Annotated in this window: 15 protein-coding genes; 3 read left to right on the top strand and 12 right to left on the bottom strand. The window is 71.0% G+C overall.

The features are described 5' to 3' along the window. Window positions 1-86: 86 nt before the first annotated feature. Window positions 87-812: an SDR family NAD(P)-dependent oxidoreductase gene (locus tag Ahu01nite_RS08650; RefSeq protein ID WP_203835911.1), complete on the bottom strand. Its 726-nt coding sequence runs from the start codon at window positions 810-812 to the stop codon at window positions 87-89. Beyond that, on the bottom strand, window positions 809-1,252 hold the full coding sequence (locus tag Ahu01nite_RS08645) for a nitroreductase family deazaflavin-dependent oxidoreductase (RefSeq protein ID WP_203835910.1): 444 nt from the start codon (window positions 1,250-1,252) through the stop codon (window positions 809-811). The genes Ahu01nite_RS08650 and Ahu01nite_RS08645 overlap by 4 nt, the downstream gene beginning before the upstream one ends. 117 nt (window positions 1,253-1,369) lie before the next feature. Here Ahu01nite_RS08645 and Ahu01nite_RS08640 point away from each other — a divergent pair, with 117 nt between their 5' ends. Beyond that, entirely contained in the window at window positions 1,370-4,171 is a 2,802-nt protein-coding gene (locus Ahu01nite_RS08640; RefSeq protein WP_203835909.1) for a helix-turn-helix transcriptional regulator, read from the top strand. A gap of 504 nt (window positions 4,172-4,675) precedes the next feature. On the opposite strand, the gene Ahu01nite_RS08635 is transcribed toward Ahu01nite_RS08640, so the two are convergent. From Ahu01nite_RS08635 to Ahu01nite_RS08595, 9 genes are all read right to left on the bottom strand, one after another. Beyond that, complete coding sequence (locus Ahu01nite_RS08635) at window positions 4,676-5,704, bottom strand: ABC transporter ATP-binding protein (protein WP_203835908.1); 1,029 nt, start codon at window positions 5,702-5,704, stop codon at window positions 4,676-4,678. After that, window positions 5,701-6,495, bottom strand: coding sequence for an ABC transporter permease (locus tag Ahu01nite_RS08630; protein WP_203835907.1), 795 nt, complete (start codon window positions 6,493-6,495; stop codon window positions 5,701-5,703). The genes Ahu01nite_RS08635 and Ahu01nite_RS08630 overlap by 4 nt, the downstream gene beginning before the upstream one ends. Beyond that, window positions 6,483-7,370 carry an ABC transporter permease gene (locus tag Ahu01nite_RS08625; RefSeq protein ID WP_203835906.1) on the bottom strand — a complete coding sequence of 296 codons (888 nt, stop codon included), beginning with the start codon at window positions 7,368-7,370 and terminating at the stop codon, window positions 6,483-6,485. The genes Ahu01nite_RS08630 and Ahu01nite_RS08625 overlap by 13 nt, the downstream gene beginning before the upstream one ends. A 2-nt stretch (window positions 7,371-7,372) precedes the next feature. Then, window positions 7,373-8,491, bottom strand: a complete 1,119-nt coding sequence (locus tag Ahu01nite_RS08620) for an ABC transporter substrate-binding protein (RefSeq protein WP_239158720.1) — start codon at window positions 8,489-8,491, stop codon at window positions 7,373-7,375. Between the two features lie 258 nt (window positions 8,492-8,749). After that, window positions 8,750-9,505, bottom strand: a complete 756-nt coding sequence (locus Ahu01nite_RS08615; protein WP_203835904.1) for a GNAT family N-acetyltransferase — start codon at window positions 9,503-9,505, stop codon at window positions 8,750-8,752. A 202-nt stretch (window positions 9,506-9,707) separates the two neighbouring features. Then, window positions 9,708-12,056 (bottom strand): beta-xylosidase/alpha-l-arabinosidase, encoded by a 2,349-nt coding sequence (locus Ahu01nite_RS08610; protein ID WP_203835903.1) that lies wholly within the window; start codon window positions 12,054-12,056, stop codon window positions 9,708-9,710. Window positions 12,057-12,204: 148 nt separating this feature from the next. Then, window positions 12,205-14,340, bottom strand: coding sequence for a transglycosylase domain-containing protein (locus tag Ahu01nite_RS08605; protein ID WP_203835902.1), 2,136 nt, complete (start codon window positions 14,338-14,340; stop codon window positions 12,205-12,207). 232 nt (window positions 14,341-14,572) lie between these two features. After that, entirely contained in the window at window positions 14,573-15,565 is a 993-nt protein-coding gene (locus tag Ahu01nite_RS08600; RefSeq protein ID WP_203835901.1) for an alpha/beta hydrolase family protein, read from the bottom strand. 79 nt (window positions 15,566-15,644) lie between these two features. Further along, window positions 15,645-17,051: a GntP family permease gene (locus Ahu01nite_RS08595; protein WP_203835900.1), complete on the bottom strand. Its 1,407-nt coding sequence runs from the start codon at window positions 17,049-17,051 to the stop codon at window positions 15,645-15,647. A gap of 62 nt (window positions 17,052-17,113) precedes the next feature. Between Ahu01nite_RS08595 and Ahu01nite_RS08590 the strand changes: the two genes are divergently transcribed. Both Ahu01nite_RS08590 and Ahu01nite_RS08585 read left to right on the top strand, forming a co-directional pair. After that, on the top strand, window positions 17,114-17,446 hold the full coding sequence (locus tag Ahu01nite_RS08590) for a hypothetical protein (protein WP_203835899.1): 333 nt from the start codon (window positions 17,114-17,116) through the stop codon (window positions 17,444-17,446). Then, window positions 17,412-17,939, top strand: coding sequence for an FUSC family protein (locus Ahu01nite_RS08585; RefSeq protein WP_203835898.1), 528 nt, complete (start codon window positions 17,412-17,414; stop codon window positions 17,937-17,939). Before Ahu01nite_RS08590 ends, Ahu01nite_RS08585 begins: the two co-directional genes overlap by 35 nt. A 3-nt stretch (window positions 17,940-17,942) precedes the next feature. Here Ahu01nite_RS08585 and Ahu01nite_RS08580 read toward each other — a convergent pair whose 3' ends face one another. Then, complete coding sequence (locus Ahu01nite_RS08580) at window positions 17,943-18,626, bottom strand: SDR family oxidoreductase (RefSeq protein WP_203835897.1); 684 nt, start codon at window positions 18,624-18,626, stop codon at window positions 17,943-17,945. Between the last annotated feature and the right edge of the window lie 56 nt (window positions 18,627-18,682).

Raw genomic sequence — 18,682 nt, 5'->3', positions numbered from 1 at the left:
TTCCCGTCCAGCCCCGCGGCACCAGGCGACGACGCACAGCCTGCCGGGTGGTGCCGGCTCAGCCTTCGATCAGGTCCACGGGCCCGTCAGACCGCGGTGCGGCCGCCGTCGACGGGGATGGTGGCGCCGGTGATGTAGGCGGCTCGCGGGGTGCAGAGGAAGGCGATGACGTCGGCGATCTCCTCGGGCTGGGCACCCCGGCCTAGCAGGGTCGTCGTGGCCAGGCTGTCGATGACGGCCGTGTCGGCGCCGCCGGAGTAGACAGGTCCGGGAGCGACAGCGTTGACGCGTACGCCGGAGGGGCTGAACTCTGCCGCCCACGCGCGGGTGAGCGCGGCCATCGACGCCTTGGTGGCGCTGTAGGCGGCACCGCCCGACAGGCCGACCGTGCCGGCCATGCTGTCGAGGTTGACGATGCTGCCCGCACCTCGCGCGGCCATCGCCGGGGCGAGCGCCGCGGTCAGCAGGTAGGCCGAGCGGACGTTGCCCTCGAAGAGCCGGTCGTAGGTGTCGACGTCGAGGTCGGCGGTCGGGCCGAACCAGGACGAGCCGGCGTTGTTGACGAGGATGTCGACCTCGCCCGCGTCCCGGGCCAGCCGGGTGATCGCGGCGGGGTCCCGCAGGTCGGCCGTCACGAAGCGGGCCCGGCCGCCGGTCGCCTCGATCTCCTTGACGGTCTGGGCACCGCGCTGCGGGTCGCGGCCGTGCACGATCACCGTGGCGCCGAGGGCCGCGAGCGCCGTCGCGGTGGCCTTGCCGATGCCGGAGGTGGCGCCGGTGACCAGTGCGGTCCGGCCGGTGAGTTCAGTCATGGGTTCGTCCGTTCGGTAAGCGGCTCGAGCAGGAACATCGGGATCTCCCGGCCCGCTCGCGCCCGGTACTCGGGGAAATGCGGCCAGAACGACTCGGCCACGACCCACCAGCGGTCCTTCTCGGCGCCGTGGATCTCGCGGGCCCGGACGGCGTGGTGGCCGGTCCCGTCCTGCAGCTCGGCGAGCGGCTCCGCGACGAGGTTGTGGTACCAGGCCGGGTGCTCCGGTGCGCCGCCCGCCGAGGCGACCGCCACGTAGATGCCGTCCCGCACGATCCGCATGACGGGGGTCTTGCGGATCCTGCCGGAGCGGGCGCCGGTGGTGGTGAGGATGACCACCGGGCGGCCCTCGAGGGTGTTGCCCTCACGGCCCCCGGTTGCCTCGTAGAGCGCGACCTGGTCGCGCACGCTGGTGGTGGGGCTCGGTTCGTAGTCGTTCATCCCGGCAAGACAACCATCGGCCGGTGCGCGATGAACCACCTGCAATGATGAGATCGGCCGCCGGTACGGGCCGCGGCGGCGAGCGGGTTCCTCGTCAGAGATGGTGAGGGGCGCAGCATGATCGGCCGGGTTCTGCGGGGGCGCTCCGACGAGCTGCGGGCGGCTCAGCAGGCGCTCGACCGGGCCACGCGCGGGGTCGGGTCGATGATCCTGGTCGCCGGTGAGCCCGGCATCGGCAAGACGGCGCTCGCCGAGACGATCGCCGCGGAGGCGTCCGCGCGTGGGTTCGGCTACGGGCTCGGCAAGGCGGAGGAGTCCGACCGGATCGCGGCGCTGGTGCCGCTGCTGACGGCGCTGCGCTCCGGGCCGGCGCCGCTGCTGGACGACGACGTCTTCCACGGGCTCGCCGAGTTCGAGACCCGGCAGCTCTGGCTGGTGGACCGGATCGCCGACGCCCTCGAGAAACGGGCGGCCGCGTCGCCGCTGCTGATCGGCGTCGACGACCTGCAGTGGGCCGACGCCGTGACCCTGTTCGCGCTGCGGATGCTGCCCGGCAGGCTGGCCGGTTCGCCGATCGTCTGGGTGTTCACCACCCGCCCCGACTCCGACGGGCACGGCGAGGACATCGCCGCGGCGGCGGCCCGGGACCTCCCGGTTCTGCGCGTGGAGCTCGGGCCGCTGACCGCTGCCGCGGTGACGCAGCTCGCCGTCGACCATCTCGGCACCGGGCCGGACGAGCGGCTCGCCGCCCTGCTGCGGGACGCGGCCGGTAGCCCGTTCCTGGCGATCGAGCTGCTGACCGGCGGCGCCTCCCCGAGCACGTCACCCGGCTCCTCCCCCAGCACTTCATCCGGCACTTCACCCGGCTCTTCACCCGGCGCGGAACTGCCCGGAAATCTGGTTCGCCGGGTCAGGCACCGGCTGCGGACGCTGCCGCCGGAGACGTTGCGGATGCTGCGGGCAGGTGCGGTGCTGGGGCGTACGTTCGGTGTGGACGACGCGGCTGCCCTGCTCGACGCGCCCGCGGCGGAGACCGTGCTGCCGTGGCTGGCACCGGCGCTGCGCGACGGGATCATCGCCGACGACGGCCGCCGGATCACGTTCCGGCACGACCTGCTGCGCCAGGCCGTCTACGCGGACATCCCCGCTTCCGTACGCCGCGCGATGCACCGCGCCGCCGCCGATCACCTGCTCGCCGCCGGAGGCCGCCCCCTCGACGCCGTCCCGCACGTGCTGGCCGACGCCGAGCCGGGCGACGTACGGGCCGCCATGGTGCTGCGCGACGCCGCCATCGGGCCACCGGCGGTGCTCCCCGCTGAGGCGGCCGCGCTGATCAGGCAGGCGTTCGCGCTGCTGCCGGTCCGCGACCCGGGACGCCCCCGGCTCGGGATCGAGGCGATCGAGATCCTGGCCGCCGCCGGGCACACCGAGGAGGCGCTGACCCTCGCCGACACGCTGCTCGGGGGCGGTCTGCCGGCCGATCAGGCGGCGGAGGTCGAGGATCGGGCAGCGGATCCGCTGTGGAGCACCGGTCAGCTGCCCCGGATCCGGCGGCGGGTCGAGGCGGCGCTCGCGCGGGACGGCGTACCGTCCGCTCTACGGGTCAGGTTGTCGGCACAGCGGGCGCTGGCGCTGTCCACGGAGGAGTCCGGCACCGCCTGGGCCGCAGGCCGGGCAGCGCTGGCGGCAGCCGAGGAGACCGGCGACGACCGCGCCCGGATCACCGCGCGGCGTGCTCTCGGCGAGATCGCCCGCAACGACGGCCGCAACGACGACGCGCTGGAACACTTCCGGGAGTTGCGTACGCTCACCGCCGCGCGCTACTTCGCCGACGAGGTGCTGTCGCTGCAACTGCTCGACCGCTACGACGAGAGTGCCGGGCTGCTCAACGAGATCCGGGCCGAACTGGAGCTGCCGAGCTCGTCGGCGCGCGTCTACACGTACCACTTCGCGCAGATGTGGCAGGACTTCTGCGTCGGGCACCTCGACGACGCCGAGACCGCCGCCCACACCCTGCTCCGCCTCGGCGACGACCTCAAGCAGCTGACGTTCCACAACGAGGCCCGGGTCCTGCTCGGCCGGATCGCCCAGCTCCGCGGCGAGTACGACACCGCCCGCGACCAGCTGCGCCGGGTCATCCCCCCGGCAGGCCACACCGATCGGGGTACGCCGTTCCTGCAACGACACGCCCAGGCCCTGCTCGCAGCGTCCGAGAACGACGCGCCAACAGCCCTGCGGACCGTGCACGCCATGCTCGAGCCCGGCCGTTTCCTGCGGCACCGCTGGCGCTGGCAGCCGACCTGGTTCCTCGAGATCACCCCGATCGCCGTCGCGGGCGGCGACACCGAGCTGGCCGCCGAGCTCACCACCCAGGCCCAGGAACTGGCCGGCCGCAACCCGCGGGTCCGCACGAACCTAGGCGTCGCCGCGCTGGTCCAGGGCCTGACCGATGGCGACCTCCCCCGGATGCAGCACGGCGTGGCGTTGCTGCGGGACTCCCCCCGTCCCTCGATCCGCGCCACGGCCTACCTGGAACTGGGCCGCGCGCTGCTGGCCGCCGGCGACAGCGACCACGGAGTCGCCGTTCTCGACGAGGCCTGGGAAACCTTCACCGCCATGGGCGCCCACGGCCGCGCGAAGGCCACCCAACGGCTCCAGCAGGACGCGGGCGTACGCCGCCGCCGCTGGCCCACCACCCCACCCCGCCCCGCAGCCGGCTGGCACTCCCTGACCCCCGCCGAGCAACGAGTCGCCCTCCTGATCGCCGACGGCCACACCAACCGCTCCGCCGCCGCCCACCTCGTCGTCTCCTCCAACACGATCGCCACCCACATCCGCTCGATCTTCCGCAAGCTGGACGTCACCTCCCGCGTCCAGGTCGCCAACGCGGTCCACGCGGCGCTCGACACCCGCCGCTGATAAGAGCGACGTGCCATACAGAGCGTGAGTACGCCCAAACTCAACTTGGCGTGGGCGCAGAAACATTGTGCATTTGGAGCCCAGAGCCCAACAAAGTTGATCGAAAGCTGATCCGGGCGCACCATCACGTCTGGCGCTGTAAGACATTATTTTCGCGGCCTCACCCTGCGCATCCCAGCTCTCACGCTCAGGTCTCGCCGCGCAGGGCGAACCACGTCGCGCACAGGGCGAACCACGTCGCGCGCAGGGCGAACCACGTCGCCGTCGGGAACGCTGGCGGCCGGGCAGGAATCTACGGGGTCAGCGGTTCAAGGAGGAACATCGGGAGTTCGCGGCTCAGGGACGCGCGGTAGCCGGCGTAGTCGGGCCAGGACGGGTTTCGGCGCCCGGCGGACCACCCGGATCGGTGAGGCCGGCCGCGACGGTCATTGTCCGCCGGGCCGGCACCTCACCGATCCGGGTGAGAAAGCCGATCTGGGTGAGAGAGCCGATCTGGGTGCAGGGCTAAGCGGCGTCCTGCAGGGCGACCGCGACCGGGCGGAGTTCCACCCGGACGGGGGCGCCGGCGGGGAGGCCGGCCAGGAGTTCGCCGCTGATCTGGGCGACGATCACGTCCTCGCCGCGGCTGACGGTGACGCGGCTGGTCGGGCCGAGGAACGCGGTGGAGAGGACCGTGGCGTCGCCGGCGGGGTCGGGGACGACGATGACGGACTCCGGGCGTACCAGAGCGATGACCTCGGGGCCGCCGGTCGCCTGCTGGACCAACGGCAGGCGCGTGCCCAGGACTTCGACGGCATCGCCGTCGAGGCGGCCCGGCAGGCGGTTGCTGAGACCCACGAAGTCGGCGACGAACGCGCTGGCCGGGCGCAGGTAGACCTCCGGCGGGGCGGCGAGCTGCTCGAGGCGGCCGGCGCGCATGACGCCGACCCGGTCCGCGATGGCGAGGGCCTCCTCCTGGTCGTGGGTGACGAACAGGGTGGTCGTGCCGACCTCGGTCTGGATGCGGCGGATCTCGTCGCGCAGCTGCACGCGGACCTTGGCGTCCAGGGCGGACAGCGGCTCGTCGAGCAGCAGGACCTGCGGTTCGATGGCGAGGGCCCGGGCCAGGGCGACCCGTTGCTGCTGTCCGCCGGAGAGCTGGTGCGGGTAGCGGGCTCCGTGCGTGCCGATGCCGACGAGGTCGAGCATCTCGGCGGCGCGGCTGGTGTCCTTGCGGCGGCGCAGTTTCAGGCCGAACTGGACGTTCTCCAGGGCGGTCAGGTGCGGGAAGAGGCTGTACGCCTGGAACACCATCCCCATGTCCCGTTTGCTCGCGGGCAGCGCGGTGATGTCCTTGCCGCCGACCAGCACCCGGCCGGTGTCCGCGTCCTCCAGCCCGGCGAGGATGCGCAGCGCGGTGGTCTTGCCGCAGCCGGACGGGCCGAGCAGGGCGATCAGCTCGCCCGGCTCGATGTGCAGGTCGAGCCCGTCGAGGGCGGGCACGCCGCCGAAGCTGCGGCGCAGCTCGTTCAGGTGGACCGCAACGCCACTCATCGGGAGGCCTTTCGTCGATCTCCGAACAGGGACAGGATCAGCAGCAGGACGAACGCGAGCACGAGCGCCGCCAGCGAGACCGCCACCGACATCGTGGCGCTGCTCTTGCCGAGCAGGTTGATCGCGACCTGCAGGTTGGTGCGGTTGAGCAGCGACGCGATGGTGAACTCGCCCAGCACCAGCGCCACGGTGAGGAACGCCGCGGAGAGCACCGCCGAGCGGATGTTCGGCAGGACCACCCGCACCATCACGGTGAACCAGCCGGCGCCCAGGCCGCGGGCGGCCTCGGCGAGCGTCTTGACGTCGATCGCCGAGAGCCCGGCATCGATCGCACGGTACGCATAGGGCAGGACCAGGATGGTGTACGCGAAGACGAGCGTCAGCGACGACCCGCCGAGGAAATAGTTGACCCACGCGTAGACCGGCGCGAGCCCGACCACCAGCACGATCGCGGGGATCGTCAGCGGCAGCAGGCAGATGAACTCCACCAGCGGCCGCAGCCCGGGCAGTCGCAGCCGTACCCAGACAGCCGTCGGCACGAGCAGCACGAGCATGAGCAGCGCGGTCAGCAGCGCCTGTTCGAGGGACGCGGCGATCCCTTCGGCGAGGTCCGGGTAGGTCGCGCTGAGCTGCGGCCAGTCGACCAGCAGCGACCAGGTGTTCCCGTCGCCGCGCGTGGTGAACTCCACCATCGCGGCGAGCGGCAGCAGGAAGAAGAGGCCGAGGACGACGAGGACGACCCAGCGGAACACGCGTTGCCGGCGTACCCGGCTCTGCCTCACCCCAGCCATTTCGCGGTCCGTCTCTGCAGCAGGGCGTAGAGGGTCATGACGACGGCGACCACGACGACCATGCCGAGCGCCATCGCCTTGCCGAGATTTTGCTGGCCGAGGACGACCTCGCTGGTCAGGGCGCCGCGGATCTGCAACGGCACGATCGGGCTGCCCTGGCTGACGAGGGCGGCCGCGGTGGCATACGCGGAGAAGGCGTTGGCGAACAGCAGCAGCGCGGATCCGAGGAACGCGGGGGCGAGCAGCGGCCCGGCGACCCGGGTCCAGTAGTGCCAGGTGGAGCCGCCGAGGCTCTCGGTCGCCTCCCGCCACTGCGGCTTGATGCCGTCGAGCGCGGGCAGGAACACGATGACCATCAGCGGGATCTGGAAGTACGTGTAGACGAGCATCAGGCCGGGCAGTTCGAACAGCCACACGCCGTTCGCGTAGATGTCCGTGCCGAGGTGGTCACGCAGGAACACCGTGACGAAGCCGGACAGGCCGATGGTGGCGAGGAACGCGAACGCGAGGGTGACGCCGCCGAACTGGGCCAGGACCCCGGACGCGGCGGTGACGACCCGCCGGAGCAGGCCGTCGGGCTTCGCGGTGACCAGCACGTAGGCGAGCACCGCCCCGAGGACCGCGCCGATGAGGGCGCTGACCGCGGAGAGCAGGATGCTGCGCCCGAACGCGTCGAGGACGTAGGCGTCGCCGAGGGCGGTGACGTTCGAGAACGTGAAACCGCCGTCGCCGGTGAAGGCACCGATCGCCACCACGAGGGTGGGGATGACCAGGAAGATCGCGACGTACGCGAAGAAGGGGACCGTGCCGAGCAGGCTGCGGAAGTGAGTGATCCGCAGCCTGCCACGTGGCACCCTCGTCGGGATGCTGGTCATTCTTAACCGATGGCCTTGGCCCAGTTGGCGGTCAGGTATTCCTTCGCCTTCGTGGTCTGCGCCTCGGTCTGGAACACCGGAGTGCCCTCGACCTTCGGCAGCGCGGCGAACGCCGTGGCGTCGATCGTGGCGGCCTTCACCATCGCGTCGGCGCGGACCGGGCGGGCGCCGCCCTTGAGCCACAGGTTCTGGCCCTCGTCGGAGTAGAGGAATTCCTGCCAGAGCCGCGCGGCGGCGGGGTGCGGGGCGTCCTTGCTGATGGCCTGGACGTAGTACGAGCCGACAACCGCACCGGCGGGCACGACGGTCTTCCAGGTGGGGGTCTTGGCGGCCTGCGCGACGTTCAGGTAGTCCCAGTCGAACACGACCGGGGTCTGACCGGACTCGATCGTCGCGGGGGTCGGGTCGACGGGCAGGAAGTTGCCGGCCTTCTTCAGCTTGCCGAAGAAGTCGACACCGGCGGTGATGTCGTCGGCGGAGCCACCGCTGCCCAGCGCGGCCGCGACGACGCCGTTGAACGCGGCACCGGCCTGGGTCGGGTCACCGTTCAGCGCGATCTTGCCCTTGTACTCGGGCTTGAGCAGGTCGGCGATGCTCGTGGGAGCGGGCACCTTGCTGCTGTCGTAGCCGATCGACATGTAGCCGCCGTAGTCGTTGGTCCAGGTGCCGCTCGCCTCCTTGAGCGCGTCCGGGATGTCCGCCCAGGTGGCGGGCTTGTACGGGGCGAACTTCGCGACGTTGGCGGTGGCCACGGCCGAGCCGAGGTCGAACACGTCCGGCGCCTTGTCCTGACCCTTGAGCTGGTCGGCGGCGTTGATCTCGTCCTGGCTCGACGCGTCGGGCTGCGCCGAGTTGACCGTGATGCCGTACTTGGTGCCGAACGCCTTGATGATCTCGCCGTAGTTGGCCCAGTCCGGCGGCAGCGCGATGACGTTCAGCGCCCCCTCCTTCTTGGCGGCGGCGGCGAGGGCGTCGATGCCCCCGAGGTCGGCGGCGCTGGTGGCCGTCGCCGCGCCGGTGCCGGCCGAGGCGCTCTCCTTCTCGGGCGGGGAGCAGGCCGTCAGGCCGGCGAAAGTCGTGACCGCCAGCAGGGTGGCCGCGGTACGTGCCAGGGTCCGCACTTGGTTCCTCCATCTCATCGGCGGCCGCCTGAGGGGCCCCGCCGCTGCGTGGATCATGGGAGTGCCGGATAACCGCAGGGTGGGCGGCAGAAGACGATCAGACGTCCGCACGCTGAACGAAAGCCGCCACAGCTGCTCGGTGAGGGTTGGCTTCCAGGGGTAGGGCTGTAGATCATCAGGTGGCACCCAGCCACGTCAATGGATGCGCGGTAACAAACGGTCCTGACAGGACTTTCGTGTCCTGTCAGGACCGTTCCGTCAGTTTTCCAGCACCATGTAGAGGCGCTTACCCGTGGGGCGGAAGCCGACCCGTTCGTAGATCCGCCCCGCGTCCGGTCCCGATGCCTCGAGCCAGGCGACGGTGCCGTCCCCGGCGAAGAGGGCGGCGGCGACCCGGGCGGTGATCGCGGCGGCGAGACCGCGGCGGCGGTGGGCGGGCGGGACGGCGATGCCGGCCACCTCGCTCACCCCGTCGTTCGGCGGGACCGCCTGACCGCCCCCGGCGCAGGTGCCGTCGGCGGCGACGGCCATCACGGAGACGCCGCCCCGGGACTGCAGGCGGCCCATCCGCTCGGCGTCCTCGGCGGTCGCACCGGGGTCACCGCCGAACCCGATGATCTGCGCGTTGACCAAGGCGATGCGCTGCTCGTCGGTGGCCGGTTCACGCAGGTCGAAGCCGGCCGGCGCCGGCGGCACGACGAGTGTCTCCGGCGTGCAGACGAGGTAGTCGTGCCGGGCTTCCACGGTGAATCCCGCGGCGAGCAGGTGTTTCTCCAGCTCCAGGGCGCTGGAGGTGACGTACTCCAGGCGCGGGAGCCGGTCGGCCGCCCGGAAGGCGGCGACCATCTCGGTGACGGCGGCCGGGGTGATCTCCGAGCCGGGGCGTGGTGTCGCGTAGTTGATGCCGGGGCTGGTCGTCGCCGGGTCGATACCCAGGACGAACGGCCCCGCCTGCACCGCGGCGGGCCGGGTGAGCAGGTTGGCGACGACGGACTGCTGGATGCGGGCATCCATGTTCAACGTAGGACCTCAAGACATGAAGAAAGAGCGTGTGCGGGCGGCAGAAATTCGGTGGGCCGCCGCGGAAAATCTCAGGCGGCCCTCAGGCGCGTCGAGATCACAGGCTTCATTCCTTCAGGAGCGTCGAGATGCGTCGAACAGTGGGACCGCCCGGAAGCTTTCCAGGGCGGTCCCGTCGAAGTCAAACGAATAACGGTCAGGCCGGCGAGACGACCACCGGCGTGTGCAGGACGCGCTCCGGGCCGACGTAGCGCCGCGGGCCGGTGAGGTCCACGGTCGCGGTGCAGGGCAGCTCGGTCACGGACGGGCCGGCGAAGAGCTCCAGCGCACCCGGGTCGACCACCCGGCGCAGGTCACGACCCACGTAGGAGGTGCGGTCCGCGTGCAGGGTGAACGTCACCCGGGCCGCGGCACCCGCCGCGAGCGGCACCCGGGCGAACCCGGCCAGCTGGTGCACCGGCCGCGTCACCTCGGCCTGGACGTCGTGCGCGTACAGCTGGACGATCTCCGCGCCGTCCCGGGTCCCCGTGTTCCGGACCCGCACGGACACCTCCACGGCGCCGTCGGTGGGCAGCGCCGGCGAGCTCACCTCGAACTCGTCGTACACGTACGACGTGTAGGAGAGCCCGTGCCCGAACCCGAACATCGGCGTGGGGTCAAGATTGCTGACGCCCTCGCTGAACGCCCCGAGCGGCGGCTGCAGGTAGGTTCCCGGCTGGCCGCCCGGCTCGCGGGGGACCTGGACGGGGAGCTTGCCGCTCGGGTTGATCCGGCCGGTGAGCACGCCCGCGATCGCCGCGCCGCCCTCTTCGCCCGGCATGAACGCCTGCACCAGGGCGGCCGCCGACGAGTAGGCGCCGAGGGCGTAGGGGCGGCCGGAGACGACGACGACCACTACGGGCGTACCCGTGTCCAGCAGTTGATCGAGCAGTTCGCCCTGCACGCCGGGCAGGCTCAGGTCGGGGACGTCGCAGCCCTCGCCCGACGTGCCCCGGCCGAACAGGCCGGCCCGGTCGCCGACCACCGCGATGCAGATGTCCGCGGCAGCGGCCGCGTCGATCGCCGCCGCGAAGCCCGAGCGGTCCTCGTCGCGGATCGGGCAGCCCGTCTCGAGCGTGAGGGAGTCGTCCGGCAGCTCGGCGCGCAGCGCGGTCCAGAGCGAGTCCGCGGGCAGCCCGATCCCGAACTGCGGGTAGTCGGGCAGGACGTGGTTGGGGTAGGAGTAGCAGCCCATGAACGCCTGCGGGTCGTCGGCGCAGGGGCCGATCACGGCGATGCGCCGCGGCGGCGCGCCGAGGGTCAGCGGCAGCGTGCCGGTGTCGTTGGCGAGCAGGATGATCGAGCGTTCCGCCAGGTCACGAGCGATCTCCCGGTTGGCGGGGGCGTCGAAGTCGATGCCCTGCCCCGCGGCCACTGACGCTTCGGGGGTCCAATCGGGGTCGAGCAGCCCGAGCTCGGCCTTCTGCCGCAGCACGCGGCGGGCTGCCCGGTCCACCAGTTCTTCGGGTACGCGACCAGCGCGCACGAGTTCCGTCAGCCCCTCGCCGTACGCGATGGCATCGGGCAGTTCCACGTCGATACCCGCCTCGAGGGCCAGCGCCCCCGCCTCGGCGTTGTCCGCGGCGACGCGGTGCATAGTCTGCAGGAACGGGATGGACCAGTAGTCGGAGACCACCACGCCCTCGAAGCCCCACTCGTCGCGCAGGATGCCGGTGAGCAGGGCCGGGTCGGCGGCGACCGGGACACCGTCGATCTCCGAGTAGGAATTCATCACCGATCGCGCGCCACCGAGACGCAGGGCGGTCTCGAACGACGGCAGGATGACCTCGCGCAGCTCCCGGGGGCCCATCGCGACCGGGCCGTGGTTGCGCGCGGCCCGCGACGCGGAATACCCGGCGAAATGCTTGAGCGTGGCGACGATCCCCTGCTTCTCCAGGCCCTTCACGTACGCCGCCCCGAGCGTCGCCACGACGTAGGGGTCCTCGCCCAGCGTCTCCTCGACCCGTCCCCAGCGGTAGTCGCGGACCACGTCGAGCACGGGTGACAGGCCCTGGTGCACCCCGACCGCGCGCATGTCGGCAGCGATCGCCGTGCTCATCCGCTCGACCAGCTCCGGGTCGAAGGTGGCGGCCCACGCGAGCGCCGACGGGTAGACGGTCGCGCCGAGCGTGGTGAAGCCGGTGAGGCACTCCTCGTGCACGATCGCCGGGATGGCGAGCCGGGACGCCTCGACGACCGCGCGCTGCATCTCCACGACGCGGTCGCGGCCCTGCTCGGCGGTGACCGGGCGGGTGCCGAAGACGCGGGTCAGGTGGCCGATCCCGTGGGCGACGGCGGTCTCGAGCGAGCGTTGCCCGGCGGCGAAGACCTCCTGCATGGGGGCGACGTCGCCGGTGCTCTCCACACCGAAGCCGTGCCAGACGCTGCCGAGCTGGGCGATCTTCTCCTCGAGCGTCATGGCCGCGAGCAGCGCATCGGCCCGGGCGCCGGGATCGAGGGCGCGGTCGGTCCACGGGGACCGGCCGACCGGGTGCACCACGGTCATGACATAGCCTCCTGAAACTTTCGGTCGACTTCCGGATGACTGTCGCAGTCTCTCCCGGGTCATGAGGGGACCGCAAGCCACAAAAAACGGCCCCGACGGCAGGTAAGCCGTCGGGGCCGCTGGTGACTTGTCCGGAAGTTCCGGAGGATCACTCCCCGGGTTTCTTGAACTCCTCCACGGGCTTGCCCTTCATGAAGTCCGCGACCGTCTTCCAGACCGCCGGGTTCACGATGTTGTGATCCATGTGGTCGGAGTGGTTGGACCAGTCCGGGTTGACCAGGTATCCGGCGACCACGGTGTCCCGGGTGCCGACCACCAGCGCGGCCGTCTTGTCGGCGTCGGTGGTTCCGGTCTTGCCGAAGACCGGGTGACCCACCGCCGAGTGCACCTGCGGCGCGGTCGAGCCGGCACAGCTGCCGAGCTGCGCCTGGTCACCGACCGGGCAGCGGGCCGCGTCGAGGGCCTCGCGGGCGACGTCCTTCGAGGTCACCCGGGTGCACTGCGGCTGGCCGGCGTTGACCTTCGTGCCGTCGGCCGAGGTGATCTTCTGGATCGGGGTCGGCTTGCAGTACATACCGTCACCGGCGAGCGTGGCGTACGCGTTGGCGATGTCCAGCGGCGTGGACGAGGTGACGCCGAGCGTGAACGCGCCGAACGTCCGGGCGGTGGCGTCATCCTTGACCAGGGCGGCGTCGGAGCCGGCCCGGAACTGGATGCCGAACCGCTTCGCCACGTCGACGACCTTGTCCGCGCCGACCTGCTCCTCGAGCGGCACGAAGTAGGTGTTCACGGACTTGCCGAACCCGGTCCACATGTTGAACGTGCCCTGCTCGCTGGCCGAGGCGTTGCGCGGGCAGTAGAAGTGCGTGCCCGGGCAGGCCGCGTCGGAGCTCGGGTCGATCACGTAGCCGGACTTGTAGGTCGCCCCGGACGTGATCGAGTGGTCGAGCCCGTAGCCGTTCTCCAGCGCCGCGACCATGGTGAACATCTTGAACACCGAGCCGGCCTGGTAACCGGTGATGTCGCCGCCGCCGGTGATGATCGGGTTGGTGGTGTTCGGGTAGGTGCCCTTCACGCCGTTCGCCGCCAGCTCGGGGTTCGAGCTCGGCTTGTTCTCCCCGTCGTCCAGCTTGTACTTGCGGTTGGCGGCGAGCGCCTGGACCCGGCCCGTGCCCGGCTGGACCGCCGCGATCAGCAGCGCGTTGCGGTTGCCGTCGGTGGTCACGTCGCTGATCTCTTTACGCGCCGACGCCTGCGCCTTGAGGTCCAGCGAGGTGACGATGCGGTAGCCACCGGACTTGAGCTGACGCTCCCGGTCGTAGGTGTTGGCGCCGAACTCGCTCTGGGTCATCCACCAGCGGTAGAAGTAGTCGCAGAAGAAGCCCCAGTTGTTCTTGGCGACCTGGGTGCAGCCGTTGCCCGGGTGGTTCGTGGTCTTGCCGAGCTTTTCCTTCTTCGCCGTCGCCGCCTGCTCCGCCGTGATCATCTTCAGGCTGAGCATGTTGTCGATGATGTAGTTGCGCCGGTCGAGCGCCTGCGGGTAACCGCTGGCCGTGGTCGGGTCGAACGCGGTCGGCGCCTTCACCATGCCGGCCAGCAGCGCGGCCTGGGCGATGGTCAGGTCCTTCGGCTTCTTCTTGAAGTAGACCTGGCTGCCGGCGTAGACGCCGTAGGCGCTGTTGCCGAACGGGGCCATGTTCAGGTAGCGCTCGAGGATCTGCTGCTTGCTCAGCTCCTTCTCGACCTGCATGGCGTACTTCATCTCCGTGAGCTTGCGCTCCGGGGTGTCCTTCGTGGCCTCGATCGCCTCGGTCGGGGTCTTCGCCGTGTAGGCGAGCGTCATCCGGACGTACTGCATCGTCAGCGTCGAGGCGCCCTGCTGGGAGCCGCCCTGCTTGTTGTTCACGAACGCCCGGGCGACACCCTTGAGGTCGACACCGTTGTGCTCGTAGAACTGGTGGTCCTCTGCGGCGACGATCGCGTTCTGCATGTTGACGTTGATCTCGTCGAGCGGCACGTCGCTGCGGAACTCGTCGTACATGACAGCGATCTGGGTCTTGCCGTCCGAGGCGAAGATCCGGGTCACCTGCGGGGCGGCCGGCTTGGCCAGCTCGCTCGGCAGATCCGCGAACGACTCCGAACCCGCCTTCGCCGCGAGCCCCGACATCGCGACGGCCGGGAACGAGGCGGCCGCGACCACCACGCCGGCCAGCAGACCGCAGATCACCAACGATCCTGAGTTGGCAAAGAGGGAGCGTTCGCGTTTTCGGGTCCAGAAGGTCACCCGGTCAACGTTAGCCACGGAGATCCAGCACCACCTTTCGAGGGTCACCCCAATTGCTCACATTGCGGGCGTGGCCGTAACCGCCGCCCTGGCACGGCTTTTCCGGCGCGAGCCGGTCCGTTATGCCCATCCGGGCCGCTCCCTACTCCCCCGTGGACGACCGGGGCGGCGACAGGATGCGGCGTACATCACAGCGGGGTACATCACAGCGGGGTACATCACAGCCCGTAGCTCAAAGCTGATTTTCGAGCGTAGCCACATCACCGACCGCGGCGGCCGCGGGGATACGGGATTTCGCAGTGGAGTCACCGTATAGGGCGTACCTGAGAAATTCCGTGGTGGTCCGCGTCGTCGTCTCGAAGTCGTCGCTCTCGGTGACGTGACCGCCATCGGTGATCGACAGCATCGCCCGGGACCAGGGCACCGCCGCGTAGACCGCGTGCCCCGCGCGGTAGGTGACGGTGGTGTCCTTGCGGCCGTGGACGAACATCATCGCCGCGGCCGGGCCGGTGAACGACGCGCCCTGGAAGTCGGTGCCGGCGAAGACGATCCCGGCCTTGAGCCGCTCGTCGCGGTGCGCGCTGAACAGGCCGGTGGTCGTGATGCCGCCCGCCGAGTGCCCCGCCGCGGCGATCCGGTCGGGGTCGATCGTCGTGGTGAGCGTCCCCGCCGACGACAGCAGCAGGTCGATGACGTGCGAGGCGTCCAGCGGCTGGTTGACGATGTCGTTCGCGTCGAGGTCCGTGGCGCCGTACCACGTGTTGGGGTAGGTCGGCCCGGCCACGACGAACCCGGCCTGGGCCCAGCGCATCAGCATCGCCGAGTAGTCACCGGGCTGCGAGGTGAGGCCGTGGCTGAACAGCACCAGCGGGAAGCGGCCCTGCTCCGGCGGCGCGTTGTCCGTGGGGGCAGGGCTCGCGGGCGCGGTGCCGGCGATCGGGTACCAGATCGTCGTGGGCAGGGACCGGTCGCCGCGGCTGAAGGGCAGAATCTGCTTACCCAGGGCGTACGCCTTCGTGGGCGCGCTCCCTGACGCCGGTGTGTAGACCGAGGTGATGTTCTGGGGTGCCAGTGAGGACGAAGCGGTCGAGGCGAGGATGGGCGCGGCCGAGGCGGACGCCGTGGTGTTCCCCGACATGCCGATGTCGGTCTCCGCCGTGCACGCGGCGAGGCTCCCGCCCCCCGCGACGCCCGCGAGTGCGAGCAACAGAGTCCGTCTACGCATGATCACATTCTTTTCCGCGTACCTGTGATGACCGTGAGAATTGAGCGAGCGCAACATCACAGTTGGTAGTAGCCCCTGGTCAGACAAATACGTCAAGGAGCATGACGCAGCCGAAACCGACCACCGAGATGATCGTCTCCATGACCGACCAGGTCTTGATCGTCTGCCCGACGGTCATCCCGAAGTACTCCTTGACGAGCCAGAAACCGGCGTCATTGACGTGCGAGAAGAACAGCGACCCGCAGCCGATCGCGAGCGCGAGCAGGGACACCTCGGGCTTGTCCAGCGTCGCGGCGAGCGGTGCGACGATCCCGGCGGCGGTGATCGTGGCGACCGTCGCCGAGCCGGTGGCGACCCGGATGCCGACGGCGACCAGGAAGCCCAGCAGCAGCGCCGACATGTTCGCGTCCTCGGCCGCCTTCGCGACCACGCCGCCGACGCCCGCATCGACGAGCACCTGCTTGAAGCCACCACCCGCGGCGACGATGAGCAGGATGCCCGCGATCGGGGGCAGCGCCCCGCCCAGCACCGACGAGGTCCGCGCCCGGTCGAACCCGGCCCGCTTGCCCAGCGTCCACATGGCCAGCAGCACACCGAACAGCAGCGCCACGACCGGCGTGCCGAACACCTCGAAGACGCCGCGCACGCCGTTGCCCTCGTCCAGGGTCAGCTCGGCGATCGCCCGCAGCAGCATCAGCACGATCGGCAGCAGCACGGTGAGCACCGCCGCCCAGAAGCCCGGGTTGCGCTTCGCGGGCACGTCACCGGTCTCGCTGTCGGCCGCCGTGTCGTCGACATTGCTGACGGTCGCCCGTTCGGGGATGGCGACGGGCACCCGCTTGGCGATGAAGTTGCCAAAGACCGGGCCCGCGATGATCACCGTCGGGATCGCGCAGATCAGGCCGAACGCCAGGGTCAGGCCCAGGTCGGCGTTGAGGCTCGACACCGCCACCAGCGGGCCCGGGTGCGGCGGGACCAGCCCGTGCAGCACCGACAGCCCGGCGAGGGCAGGAATACCGACCTTCAACAGCGACACGCCCGTACGCTGCGCCACCAGCAGCACGATCGGCACCAGCAGCACCACGCCGACCTCGAAGAACAGCGGCAACCCGATCAGCGCGGCCACCCCGGCCATCGCCCACGGCAGCGCGCTCCCGGTGAACTTGCGGACGATGGTGTTGACGATCCCGTCCGCGCCCCCGCTCTCGGCGAGCAGCGCCCCGATCATCGACCCGAGCGCGATCAGCAACCCGACGCTGCCGACCGTGCTGCCGACCCCGGCGGTGAACGAGTCGACGGTGTCCACCGGGGCGGCCCCCGCGACCAGGCCCAGCACCGCGGCCCCGACGATGAGCGCGAGGAACGGATGCCACTTCGCCCACGCGATGAGCACGACGACGACGGCGATGCCGAGCACCGCCGCGAGCACCAGATGCCAGGACGATGCGTGGGTGATGGTCTCGGCGGCCAGCACGGAAGCGGTCATGCTGCGAGCCGTACCCCGTTCGGGCGAACGTCAACCTCCCGTGGATCATCCCGGTCGTCCTCATGCTCGCCGGGCACACCGCCTGGGCGGGAATCGCCACGTTCGGCTCGTTCGCCGCCCTCTACGCACGCGACACCCACTACCGCTCCCGGGGCCGGGTCGTGGCCGCCGCGGGCCTCGGCCTGGTCGCCGCGGGCACGATCGGCACCCTGGCCGCGCTGACCCCGGCACCCGCGATCCCGGCGGTGGTCGCGGTGTCCCTGGTCGGCGCGGCCGCTCTGATCGGCTGGCTGATCGCGATGGCCGGGGCTGCCGTAGACCGCGACGCCCCGCGCCGCCTGGCCGTTGCCCGCGCCCTGCGTGCCGCAGCGGCAGCCGCCGAGGCCGGGACGTGACCTGCTGCGCCACTCCGTCCGATCGACGCCGCTCGGCGGACCTCTTCTCCTGGCCGCGCTCCGGGTCGCCGTCGGCGCCCTCGCTGCCGGATCGGTCGCGGGCGCGCTGGCCCACATCACCGGCCTCGGCCACGCCTACTGGGCGGCGGTCTCCGCAGTCGCGGTCCTGCAGAGCACCAACCTCCTGGTGACGGTTCACCGCGGCGTCCAGCGAGCCGCGGGAACCGTGGCCGGTCTCCTGGTCGCGGTCGCCGTCCTGGCCGTACCCGGCGGCACGTGGCCCCTGGTGGCCCTGACCGCCTGCACCCGGACCACAGACGAACTGACCGCCGCTCCCACGCGAGAGCTCGCGCGCCGCCTGGCCGTGAACCTCATGGTCCTCCGCGAGGCCTACGAGATCGCATCCGGCGAGCCCGCCCTCCCGCCCGGAACCACAGAACTCGTCCTGGCCACAGAACGCCGGGCGCGCTCAGCCCTGGCCACCGCGACCTGAAGCTCAGCCCTGCAGAGCCGTGGCCAGCCCCGCCTTGACCTGGCGGCTCAGGTCGTCCGCGAGGATCTCGGGCCTGCCTTCCGCGACGCCGTCGAGGCCGAGGGCGGCGACGATGGCGGGGTCGAGCTTCTGGTCGGCCGGGATGCCGGCGGCCATGTCGGTGTCCATGTAGCCGACGTGCAGTGCGGAGACCGTGATGCCCTTGGGGGCGAGCTGGTCGCGCAGTGCGTCGCTCAGGGCCCACTCGGCCGCCTTGGCCGCGACGTAACCGCCCAGGGCGCCCGGGTGGTACCACGAGAGCACGGACAGCACGTTCAGGAAGGCGCCGCCACCGTTGGCCTCGATGACGGGGGCGAAGGCGCGGCTGACCGACAGGGTGCCGTAGTAGTGGGTCTCCATCTCCAGGCGGATCTTGTCGAGGTCGCCGGTGAGGAGGTCCGCCCCGGTCGCGGAACCGGCGTTGTTGACCACCAGGGTGGCGTCCGACGCGATCTTCGCGGCCTGGGCGACCGACTCGGGGTCGGTGATGTCGAGGCGCAGCGGGATGACGCCGGGCAGGTCGACGCTCTGGGGGTCGCGGGCCCCGGCGTAGACCTTCGCGCCGCGGGCGACGAGCTGCTCGGCGAAACGACGGCCGAGGCCGCGGTTGGCGCCGGTGACGACTGCTACTGCGTTCGTGATGTCCATGGAAATTAGATTACGAGCAACATCTAAGACGCGCAAGGCTTAGATGATGTGTGTCA

The organism is Winogradskya humida, from assembly GCF_016862215.1.
GTDB lineage: Bacteria > Actinomycetota > Actinomycetes > Mycobacteriales > Micromonosporaceae > Actinoplanes > Actinoplanes humidus.
Note: the sequence above shows the minus strand (reverse complement) of the source record. Positions and strands in the feature narration are given on the sequence as shown.

What these genes read in the sequence shown, in the direction of transcription:
- Ahu01nite_RS08650 (WP_203835911.1), bottom strand. Translation starts at nt 812, where the DNA reads ATGACTGAACTCACCGGCCGGACCGCACTGGTCACCGGCGCCACCTCC.
- Ahu01nite_RS08645 (WP_203835910.1), bottom strand. Translation starts at nt 1,252, where the DNA reads ATGAACGACTACGAACCGAGCCCCACCACCAGCGTGCGCGACCAGGTC.
- Ahu01nite_RS08640 (WP_203835909.1), top strand. Translation starts at nt 1,370, where the DNA reads ATGATCGGCCGGGTTCTGCGGGGGCGCTCCGACGAGCTGCGGGCGGCT.
- Ahu01nite_RS08635 (WP_203835908.1), bottom strand. Translation starts at nt 5,704, where the DNA reads ATGAGTGGCGTTGCGGTCCACCTGAACGAGCTGCGCCGCAGCTTCGGC.
- Ahu01nite_RS08630 (WP_203835907.1), bottom strand. Translation starts at nt 6,495, where the DNA reads ATGGCTGGGGTGAGGCAGAGCCGGGTACGCCGGCAACGCGTGTTCCGC.
- Ahu01nite_RS08625 (WP_203835906.1), bottom strand. Translation starts at nt 7,370, where the DNA reads ATGACCAGCATCCCGACGAGGGTGCCACGTGGCAGGCTGCGGATCACT.
- Ahu01nite_RS08615 (WP_203835904.1), bottom strand. Translation starts at nt 9,505, where the DNA reads ATGGATGCCCGCATCCAGCAGTCCGTCGTCGCCAACCTGCTCACCCGG.
- Ahu01nite_RS08610 (WP_203835903.1), bottom strand. Translation starts at nt 12,056, where the DNA reads ATGACCGTGGTGCACCCGGTCGGCCGGTCCCCGTGGACCGACCGCGCC.
- Ahu01nite_RS08600 (WP_203835901.1), bottom strand. Translation starts at nt 15,565, where the DNA reads ATGCGTAGACGGACTCTGTTGCTCGCACTCGCGGGCGTCGCGGGGGGC.
- Ahu01nite_RS08595 (WP_203835900.1), bottom strand. Translation starts at nt 17,051, where the DNA reads ATGACCGCTTCCGTGCTGGCCGCCGAGACCATCACCCACGCATCGTCC.
- Ahu01nite_RS08590 (WP_203835899.1), top strand. Translation starts at nt 17,114, where the DNA reads ATGCTCGCCGGGCACACCGCCTGGGCGGGAATCGCCACGTTCGGCTCG.
- Ahu01nite_RS08580 (WP_203835897.1), bottom strand. Translation starts at nt 18,626, where the DNA reads ATGGACATCACGAACGCAGTAGCAGTCGTCACCGGCGCCAACCGCGGC.